Origin of the sequence: Variovorax boronicumulans NBRC 103145 (assembly GCF_001591345.1) — a bacterium.
GTDB classification, from domain to species: Bacteria; Pseudomonadota; Gammaproteobacteria; order Burkholderiales; family Burkholderiaceae_C; genus Variovorax; species Variovorax boronicumulans.
Genome location: NZ_BCUS01000082.1, coordinates 19,335 through 28,221 on the forward strand (window position 1 = coordinate 19,335; position 8,887 = coordinate 28,221).

At 66.9% G+C, this 8,887-nt stretch carries 10 protein-coding genes; 4 read left to right on the plus strand and 6 right to left on the minus strand.

The features are described from left to right. Nucleotides 1-3: 3 nt before the first annotated feature. From purH to dusB, 3 genes are read right to left on the minus strand one after another with little or no spacing between them, the layout of a single operon-like run. On the minus strand, nucleotides 4-1,611 hold the full coding sequence (gene purH / locus VBO01S_RS21545; protein ID WP_062479127.1) for a bifunctional phosphoribosylaminoimidazolecarboxamide formyltransferase/IMP cyclohydrolase: 1,608 nt from the start codon (nucleotides 1,609-1,611) through the stop codon (nucleotides 4-6). Between the two features lie 16 nt (nucleotides 1,612-1,627). Then, complete coding sequence (locus tag VBO01S_RS21550) at nucleotides 1,628-1,864, minus strand: Fis family transcriptional regulator (protein ID WP_056577757.1); 237 nt, start codon at nucleotides 1,862-1,864, stop codon at nucleotides 1,628-1,630. 24 nt (nucleotides 1,865-1,888) lie between these two features. Continuing rightward, nucleotides 1,889-2,947, minus strand: coding sequence for a tRNA dihydrouridine synthase DusB (gene dusB, locus VBO01S_RS21555; protein ID WP_062479130.1), 1,059 nt, complete (start codon nucleotides 2,945-2,947; stop codon nucleotides 1,889-1,891). 183 nt (nucleotides 2,948-3,130) lie between these two features. Between dusB and VBO01S_RS21560 the strand changes: the two genes are divergently transcribed. Then, nucleotides 3,131-3,601 carry a YqaA family protein gene (locus tag VBO01S_RS21560; protein WP_062479132.1) on the plus strand — a complete coding sequence of 157 codons (471 nt, stop codon included), beginning with the start codon at nucleotides 3,131-3,133 and terminating at the stop codon, nucleotides 3,599-3,601. Nucleotides 3,602-3,620: 19 nt separating this feature from the next. Here VBO01S_RS21560 and VBO01S_RS21565 read toward each other — a convergent pair whose 3' ends face one another. Further along, nucleotides 3,621-4,295, minus strand: coding sequence for a glutathione S-transferase (locus tag VBO01S_RS21565; RefSeq protein ID WP_062479135.1), 675 nt, complete (start codon nucleotides 4,293-4,295; stop codon nucleotides 3,621-3,623). Between the two features lie 135 nt (nucleotides 4,296-4,430). Here VBO01S_RS21565 and VBO01S_RS21570 point away from each other — a divergent pair, with 135 nt between their 5' ends. Next, nucleotides 4,431-5,423, plus strand: coding sequence for a trypsin-like peptidase domain-containing protein (locus VBO01S_RS21570; protein WP_082818224.1), 993 nt, complete (start codon nucleotides 4,431-4,433; stop codon nucleotides 5,421-5,423). Nucleotides 5,424-5,430: 7 nt separating this feature from the next. On the opposite strand, the gene VBO01S_RS21575 is transcribed toward VBO01S_RS21570, so the two are convergent. Both VBO01S_RS21575 and ychF read right to left on the minus strand, forming a co-directional pair. Then, the gene (locus tag VBO01S_RS21575; RefSeq protein WP_062479137.1) at nucleotides 5,431-5,616 is read right to left on the minus strand and encodes a hypothetical protein; all 186 of its coding nucleotides are present in this window, start codon (nucleotides 5,614-5,616) and stop codon (nucleotides 5,431-5,433) included. Nucleotides 5,617-5,729: 113 nt separating this feature from the next. Next, entirely contained in the window at nucleotides 5,730-6,821 is a 1,092-nt protein-coding gene (gene ychF, locus VBO01S_RS21580; protein ID WP_062479140.1) for a redox-regulated ATPase YchF, read from the minus strand. Between the two features lie 263 nt (nucleotides 6,822-7,084). Here ychF and VBO01S_RS21585 point away from each other — a divergent pair, with 263 nt between their 5' ends. Together VBO01S_RS21585 and VBO01S_RS21590 are read left to right on the plus strand one after the other, a co-directional pair. Then, nucleotides 7,085-8,038: a sugar ABC transporter substrate-binding protein gene (locus VBO01S_RS21585; protein ID WP_062479141.1), complete on the plus strand. Its 954-nt coding sequence runs from the start codon at nucleotides 7,085-7,087 to the stop codon at nucleotides 8,036-8,038. Nucleotides 8,039-8,100: 62 nt separating this feature from the next. Next, the coding region (locus tag VBO01S_RS21590; protein ID WP_157627409.1) for an ATP-binding cassette domain-containing protein at nucleotides 8,101-8,887 on the plus strand (787 nt) is incomplete at its 3' end.

Sequence of the window (8,887 nt, forward strand, 5' to 3'; positions counted from 1 at the left end):
GGCTCAGTGCCGGAAGTGGCGCACGCCCGAGAACACCATCACCACGCCGCGCTCGTCGGCCGCGTCGATCACTTCCTGGTCGCGCATCGAGCCGCCCGGCTGGATGACGCAGCCCGCGCCCGCGTCCACCACAACATCGAGGCCGTCGCGGAACGGGAAGAAGGCGTCGCTCGCCACCGCCGTGTCCTTCAGCGACAGGCCCGCGTGCTCGGCCTTGATGCTCGCGATGCGCGCCGAATCGAGGCGGCTCATCTGGCCGGCGCCCACGCCCATGGTCATGCCGTCGGCGCAGAACACGATCGCGTTGCTCTTGACGTACTTCGCAACCTTCCAGGCGAACAGCAGGTCTTGCAGCTGCTGCGGCGTGGGCTGCTTCTTGCTGACCACCTTGAGGTCGGCCAGGGCCAACTCGTGGTTGTCGGCGGTCTGGATCAGGAGGCCCGAGCCGACGCGCTTGACGTCCATCGCGTTGCGGCCGTTGTCCCAGTCGGTGGCGCCACCCTGGGGCAGCGCGATCTCGAGCACGCGCACGTTGAGCTTGGCCTTGGTGGCCTGGAACACTTCGAGCGCTTCGGGCGTGTAGCCCGGTGCCATCAGCACTTCGACGAACTGCTTGTTGACGGCCTGCGCGGTGGCCAGGTCGACCGGGCGGTTGAAGGCGATGATGCCGCCGAAGGCCGAGGTCGGGTCGGTCTTGAAGGCCTTGCTGTAGGCCTCGAGCGCGTCGGCGCCCACGGCCACGCCGCAGGGGTTGGCGTGCTTCACGATCACGCAGGCCGGTTCGTCGAAGCTCTTGACGCATTCCCACGCCGCATCGGCGTCGGCGATGTTGTTGTAGCTGAGTTCCTTGCCCTGCAGTTGCTTGGCCGACACGAGCGAACCGGGCGCCGGATACAGGTCGCGGTAGAACGCAGCCTGCTGGTGCGGGTTCTCGCCGTAGCGCAGGTCCTGCACCTTCACGAAGCGACCGTTGCTCTGCGCCGGGAACAGCGAGCGCGTGGGGGCGGGCTGGCCGATGCTGGCGTCGAAATCGATGGCCGAGAGGTAGTCGCTGATCGCGCCGTCGTAGTCGGCGATGCGATTGAACGCGGCCACCGAGAACGCGAACTTGGTCTTGTCGCTGAGCTTGCCGTCGGCCTTGAGTTCGGCCAGCGCCACGGCGTACTGCGAGGCGTCGGTGAGCACGCCCACGTCCTTCCAGTTCTTGGCGGCGCTGCGCACCATCGCCGGGCCGCCGATGTCGATGTTCTCGATGGCGTCCTCGAGCGTGCAGCCGGGCTTGGCCACGGTTGCTTCGAACGGATACAGGTTGACCACCAGCAGGTCGATGGTGTCGATGCCGTGTTCCTTGATCGCGGCGACGTGCGCGGGCAGGTCGCGGCGCGCCAGCAGGCCGCCGTGGATCTTCGGATGCAGCGTCTTCACGCGGCCGTCGAGCATTTCGGGAAAGCCGGTGTGGTCGGCGACTTCGGTCACCGGCAGGCCGGCATCGGCCAGCAGCTTGGCGGTGCCGCCGGTGGACAGCAGCTTGACGCCCAGGCCATGCAGGGCCTGCGCGAATTCAAGGATGCCGGTCTTGTCGGAAACGGAAAGGAGTGCGGTCTGAGCCATGGGATATGCCGTGGAGTTATTTCAAAAGTTTGTGCTCGACCAATTTCTTGCGGAGCGTGTTGCGGTTCAGGCCCAGCCATTGGGCGGCCCGGGACTGGTTGCCTTCGGCGCGCGTCATGACGACGTCGAGCAGGGGTTTCTCGACCACGCGCACGAGCATCTCGTACATGCCGTCGGGTTCGGTGCCCCGCAGATCGCGAAAGTAGCTGTCCAGACTGCTGCGAACGCAGTCCTCGATGTGTTTCTTGCTCATTGCTTCTTCTCTTTTTGTCTTCGCTCAATCGACGGCGCAGGCCGTCTCCTCTTCTCCCGACGGCTCCTCGTCTGCCGTCGGGGCGGGCATGCGGTCCATGCGGTCCGCAAGCCCCTGGAAATAGTCGTCGACCGCGCGCAGCTGGCCGGCGCAGTCTTCGATGGCGTTCATCCGTGCGCGGAACGCCTCGCCGTCGGGCAGCGCGCGCACATACCAGCCGATGTGCTTGCGCGCCGTGCGCACGCCGCTGAACTCGCCGTACAGCGCGTAGTGCTCCACCAGGTGATCGAGCAGCAGCCGGCGCACCTCCGCCACCAGCGGCGGCGCCAGGTGGGTGCCGGTGTCCAGGAAATGCGCGATCTCCCGGAAGATCCACGGCCGGCCCTGCGCGGCACGGCCGATCATCACGGCGTCGGCGCCCGTGACTGCGAGCACGTCGCGTGCCTTCTCGGGCGAGCGGATGTCGCCGTTGGCCACCACCGGCACGCGCACCGCGGCCTTCACGGCGGCGATGGTGTCGTACTCGGCGTGGCCCTTGTAGCCCTGCTCGCGCGTGCGCCCGTGCACGGTGAGCATCTGCACGCCGGCCGATTCGAAGTCGCGTGCGAGCTTCACCGCGTTGCGGTGGTCTTCGCTCCAGCCGGTGCGCATCTTGAGCGTGACCGGCACGCGATGAGGCTGCGCCGCATCGACCACGGCCTGCACGATCTCCAGCGCCAGCGGCTCGTCGCGCATCAGCGCCGAGCCGGCCCACTTGTTGCAGACCTTCTTGGCCGGGCAGCCCATGTTGATGTCGATGATCTGCGCGCCGCGCTCGATGTTGTAGACCGCGGCCTCGGCCATCATGGCCGCGTCGGTGCCGGCAATCTGCACCGCAATGGGGCCCGGCTCGCCGTCGTGGTTGGCGCGCCGCGAGGTCTTCAGCGTGTTCCAGAGTTCCTTGCGCGAGGTGACCATCTCGCTGACCGCATAGCCCGCGCCGAGTTCGCGGCACAGCATGCGGAAGGGCCGGTCCGTCACGCCGGCCATGGGCGCGACGAACAGCCGGTTTTCCAGCGTGTGGGTGCCGATCTGCAAGGTCATGGGAAGGAGTGCTGTGCGGGTCGGCTGCTGAAAAATGAGGCACGATTGTAGCCACCTGGCATTTCAGCGACTGAAACGATTTACGCCTTTTTGCGCTTGCGACACAGGCGTAAACACCAGTATTTCGCGGGGCCTTCTCCCACGCGCTTGCGACGTGAGCGCTGCCTATACTTCGCCGACCTTATGCAAGCCTGGCTCGACGCACTCCTGGCGCTCCTCGCGCTCCCCCAGTACGGACTTTCGACGCTGTTCATCGCGGCCTTCGTGTCGGCCACGCTGCTGCCGGTGGGCTCCGAACCGATCTTGTTCGGCCTGCTGAAACTCAACCCCGAGATGTTTTGGCAGGCCATCGCCGTGGCCACCGTGGGCAACACGCTGGGCGGCGCGGTCGACTGGTGGATGGGCTACGGCGCGCACAAGGTGGCCGACAAGTACTCGCACTCGAAACACCACCTGCGCGTGCTCGGCTGGCTCGAGCGGCTGGGCCCGAAGGCCTGCCTGCTGAGCTGGCTGCCGATCGTGGGCGACCCGCTGTGCGCGGTCGCCGGCTGGCTCAAGCTGCCGTTCTGGCCCTGCGTGGGCTACATGGCGATCGGCAAGTTCCTGCGTTATGTGACGATGACCTACGCGCTTCTATACGTCTTCCCGTCATGAAGCGCGCGTTCGAAAAAACTCAGCTCAGCAGTTCGTAGGGGCCGCCGCGCTCCAGCGCGCGCTTATAGGCCGGGCGCGTATGGATGCGCTCCAGGTAGGCCATGAGCTTGGGCCGCCGCGCATCGAGCCCGCCGCGCGCCTGCGAGGCTTCGACCACGAAACTCATCTGGATGTCGGCGCCCGTGAATTCATTGCCCGCGAACCACTCGCTGCGGCCAAGTTCGGCCTCCATGAAATTCAGATGGCCTGTGATGTTCGGATGAATGAAGGCCGACTTCGCCTTCGCCGCGATGGCCTTGGCGATCGGCTTGGCGAAGAAGGGCATCTTGCTCGTCTCGATGCGGTCGAACACCAGCTTGAGCAGCAGCGGCGACATCGCCGTGCCTTCGGCGAAGTGCAGCCAGTAGCGGTAGCGCAAAGCCTCGGGCGAACCCGGCGCGGGCGCGAGCCGGCCCTGGCCGTAGCGTTCGATGAGCGACTCGATGATCGCGCCCGATTCCGCCAGCGTCGCGCCGTCGTCGGTCGTCACCACCGGCGACTTGCCCAGCGGATGCACGGCCTTCAGCGAAGCGGGCGCCAACATGGTCTTGGGATCGCGCTGGTAGTGGACGATCTCGTAGGGCAGCTCGAGTTCTTCGAGCAGCCAGAGCACACGTTGCGAGCGCGAGTTGTTCAGGTGATGGACGGTGAGCATGATGGCGAATGAAGGCCTTCCGGCGGAGGATGCAGCGGGCGCGCAGTCTAACCAACGCACGCGGGTTCCGGGCGCCCGCTGCGACAGCGTGACCGCCTACGGCAAACCGTGGACCGGCTTCCTACACTGACCCGGATGGCTCCTCACTTCACGCGGCGCCGCCGCACCTCGCTACTCATCACCGGACTCTGGCTCGGCCTCGCGGCCTGCCAGGCCTGGGCACTCACGCCCGAGGAGGTGTTCCGCAAGGTCGCTCCCGCCGTCTGGACCGTGAAAGGCGAACGCGGCAACAACCAGACCGCCATCGGCAGCGCGGTGGCCGTGACCTCGGGCGCGCTGGCCACGGCCTGCCACGTGGTCGACGGCGCCGTCGCCGTCACGGTGGTGCAGGGCCCGACCACGCTGCGCATCGCCCGCATCGTGCGCGACCCCGATCCGTCGCGCGACCTGTGCGTGCTCACGAGCGAAACGCCGCTGCAGCTGCCCGCCGTGCAGATCGTGCCCACCGCCGAGTTGCGCGTCGGCCAGCGCGTGTTCGCCGTCGGCAGCCCGCATGGCCTCGAACGCACGCTGAGCGAGGGCCTGATCTCCGCGCTGCGTCCGCGCGCGCCCGGGCAACTGCCGATCGTGCAAACGTCGGCGCCCGTGTCTTCAGGTTCCAGCGGCGGCGGGTTGTTCGACACCGAGGGCCGACTGGTCGGCGTGACCGACAGCGTGGCGCCCGGCGGCGCGAACCTCGGCTTTGCCTATCCGGCGCAATGGGTGATGGAACTGCCGCAGCGCGTGACCACGGAGCTGGCGACATGGCGCGATCTGCTGAAAAGCACCGGCGTGGTGTTCGGTCCCAACGGGGAACCCGCGCCTTCCGGCCATGCCGAGCTGTCGGACCTGCAGGCCCTGCCGTCCATCGGCGCCGACCCGACCCCGGTGCGCAATGCGTACCGTCAGTTCCTGCTGCAGGCCCGGCCCCGCATCTTCCTGCTCACCGGCGACCAGAAGTTCGGCACCGCCACCAGCTCGGCCGCGCTGACCGAGCATCTGAAAGGCTGCACCGAACGCAAGGTGACGTGTGCGGCCTATGCGGTGGATGACACGGTGGTGTGGGGCAAGCAGCAAGCCGCGAAGTAGCCGGGGCTTACTTGACCCCGGCCTTGCGAAGCTCTTCCGCCGTGATGCGGACGGGCTTCTGGCCCCGCTGAACCACGATGGCAGTGTTGGTGCGCACTGCCACCTTGCGTGCTGTTTGCGCGGCGCGCCGCAATGCAATCAGCGACGCCGGCAAGTCCGTGTCTTTCGCTTGGCTGAGTGGGTCGCGGGTCATGGCGCTTTTCGTGAAACACCGAGGAACCGGCTTCGCCGGGCCTCAGGTGTTGCCCCCGGTAGGGGGTTGGCGTAGCGGACACGCAGTGCCGCGCAGCCTGGGGGCGAGCGAAATCAGGAGCTGAAGAGGAAGTTCATCACGTCGCCATCCTTAACGACGTATTCCTTGCCTTCCGACCGCATCTTCCCTGCGTCCTTCGCGCCCTGCTCGCCCTTGAAGGCGATGTAGTCGTCGAACGCGATGGTCTGGGCGCGGATGTAGCCCTTCTCGAAGTCGCCGTGGATCACGCCGGCCGCTTGCGGGCCGGTGTCGCCGATGTGGATGGTCCAGGCGCGCACTTCCTTCACGCCGGCGGTGAAGTAGGTCTGCAGGCCCAGCAGCTTGAAGGCGGCGCGGATCAGGCGGTTCAGGCCCGGTTCTTCCTGGCCGATCTCGGCCAGGAACATCTTCTTGTCTTCGTCGTCCATCTCGGCTAGGTCGGCTTCGATCTTGGCGCAGATGGCGACCACGGGCGCGCCCTGCTTGGCGGCGTACTCGCGCAGGCGGTCCAGGTAAGGGTTGTTCTCGAAGCCGTCTTCCGACACGTTGCCCACGAACATGGCGGGCTTGGCGGTGATGAGCGTGAAGCTCTTCACCAGCGGCAGCTCTTCCTTCGTGAACTCGAGCGCGCGCACCGGCGTGTTCTCGTTCAGCGCGGCCTGGCAGCGTTCGAGCAGGCCGACGAGCTTCTGCGCGTCCTTGTCGCCCGAGCGGGCCACCTTGGTGTGGCGGTGCAGCGCCTTCTCGACCGTGGCCAGGTCGGCCAGGCACAGCTCGGTCTGGATCACCTCGATGTCGGAGATCGGGTCGACCTTGCCGGCCACGTGGATCACGTTCTCGTCGTCGAAGCAGCGCACCACGTTCACGGTGGCGTCGGTCTCGCGGATGTGCGCCAAAAACTTGTTGCCGAGGCCTTCACCGGTGCTGGCACCGGCCACCAGGCCGGCGATGTCGACGAACTCGACGATGGCGGGCACCACACGCTCGGGCTTGACGATCTCGCTCAGCTGGTCGAGCCGCGGATCGGGCACTTCCACCACGCCCACGTTGGGCTCGATGGTGCAGAACGGATAGTTTTCCGCTGCGATGCCGGCCTTGGTCAACGCATTGAAAAGGGTGGATTTACCGACGTTGGGCAGGCCGACGATGCCGCATTGCAAACTCATGGGAGGTCCTCTTGGGTAACCCCCGATTTTAGGCTGACCGGGTTCTCCCCCTGGCCAGGCTCCCTTCCCGCCACGCCGGCGCGCCCTTTTCCAAGGCGCTCGACTCCGCCCGAAAGCCCTCTGGCAGCGGCTTCGAGGGCTGAAAGGCTCAGGGTTTGACCCGACTGGCAAACGTTTGCGCAAACGTTTCCCTCGATTAACATCGGAGCCCCCGGCACAGACCGGCGTTCCGCTCTGACCCCTCATTTCAGGAGACATCCACCATGAAGTTCACCCGCCGTACCCTGCAAAGCGCTGCCGCATTGACCTTGCTGGGCGCCATCGCCGGAACGCCCGCCTTCGCGCAGGACAAGCCGAAGGTCGCGCTGGTCATGAAGTCGCTGGCCAACGAGTTCTTCCGCACCATGGAAGACGGCGCCAAGGCGCACCAGAAGGCCAACGCCGCGCAGTACACGCTGGTGGCCAACGGCATCAAGGACGAGACCGACACCGCCGCCCAGATCAAGATGGTCGAGCAGATGGTGGCGCAGAAGATCAACGCGCTGGTCATCGCGCCGGCCGATTCGAAGGCGCTGGTGCCGGTGATCAAGGCGGCCATCGACAAGGGCATCCTGGTCGTGAACATCGACAACCGGCTGGACGCCGACGCCCTGAAGGAAAAGGGCATCCAGGTGCCCTTCGTCGGCCCCGACAACCGCGCCGGCGCCAAGCTGGTGGGCGATGCGCTGGCCAAGGAGCTGAAGTCGGGCGACAAGGTCGGCATCATCGAAGGCGTGTCGACCACCTTCAATGCACAGCAGCGCACGCTGGGCTATCAGGACGCCATGAAGGCCGGCGGCATGACCGTGGTCGGCGTGCAGTCGGGCCAGTGGGAAATCGACAAGGGCAACACCGTGGCCGCCGGCATGATGCGCGAGCACCCCGACCTGAAGGCCCTGCTGGCCGGCAACGACAGCATGGCGCTGGGCGCCGTGGCCGCCGTCAAGGCCGCGGGCAAGACCGGCAAGGTGCTGGTGGTGGGCTACGACAACATCGGCGCCATCAAGCCGATGCTGAAGGACGGCCGCGTGCTCGCCACCGCCGACCAGTTCGCCGCAAAGCAGGCCGTGTTCGGCATCGAGACCGCGCTGAAGGCCATCGCCGACAAGAAGAAGCAATCGGAAATGCCGGCTGAAGTGAAGACCGACGTGGTGCTCGTTACCAAGTCGTCGAAGTAAGCCATTCCGCTCCCCCCTAAAAAGAAGAAGACCTCGTTTTGACCGCCGCACCCGACGCCGCCATGAATCCGCCCTTACCCACCGCCGTGCTCGCCCTGAGCACGGTCGGCAAGGATTACGCGGCGCCGGTGCTCGACGGCGTTTCGCTCGAGCTGCGCGCCGGCGAGGTGCTGGCGCTCACGGGCGAGAACGGCGCGGGCAAGAGCACGCTGTCGAAGATCGTCTGCGGGCTGGTGCAGCCCACGCGCGGCGGCATGCTGCTGGACGGCCGGCCCTTCGCGCCGGCCTCGCGCCGCGATGCCGAGCGCCTGGGCGTGCGCATGGTCATGCAGGAACTCGGCCTCGTCACCACGCTGTCGGTGGCCGAGAACCTGCTGCTCGACCGCCTGCCGCACAAGAGCGGCTGGATCCGCCGCGCCACGCTGCACGAGCTGGCCGAGCGCCAGCTCGCCAAGATCGGCCTGGACGGCATCGACCCGGCCACGCCGGTGGCGCGGCTGGGCATCGGCCAGCAGCAGATGGTGGAGATCGCGCGCAACCTGCAGGACGATACGCGCGTGCTGGTGCTCGACGAGCCCACCGCCATGCTCACGCCGCGCGAAACCGCGCACCTGTTCGAGCAGATCGAACTGCTGAAGCTGCGCGGCGTAGCGATCGTCTACGTGTCGCACCGCCTCGAAGAACTGCAGCGCATCGCCGACCGCGTGGCGGTGCTGCGCGACGGCAAGCTGGTCGACGTGCGCGCCATGGCCGGCGTGCGCGAATCCGAACTGGTGCAGCGCATGGTCGGGCGCGCGGTGCACGAGCACGAAGGCCGCGCGCGTCGCGTGGCGGGCCCGGTGCTGCTGA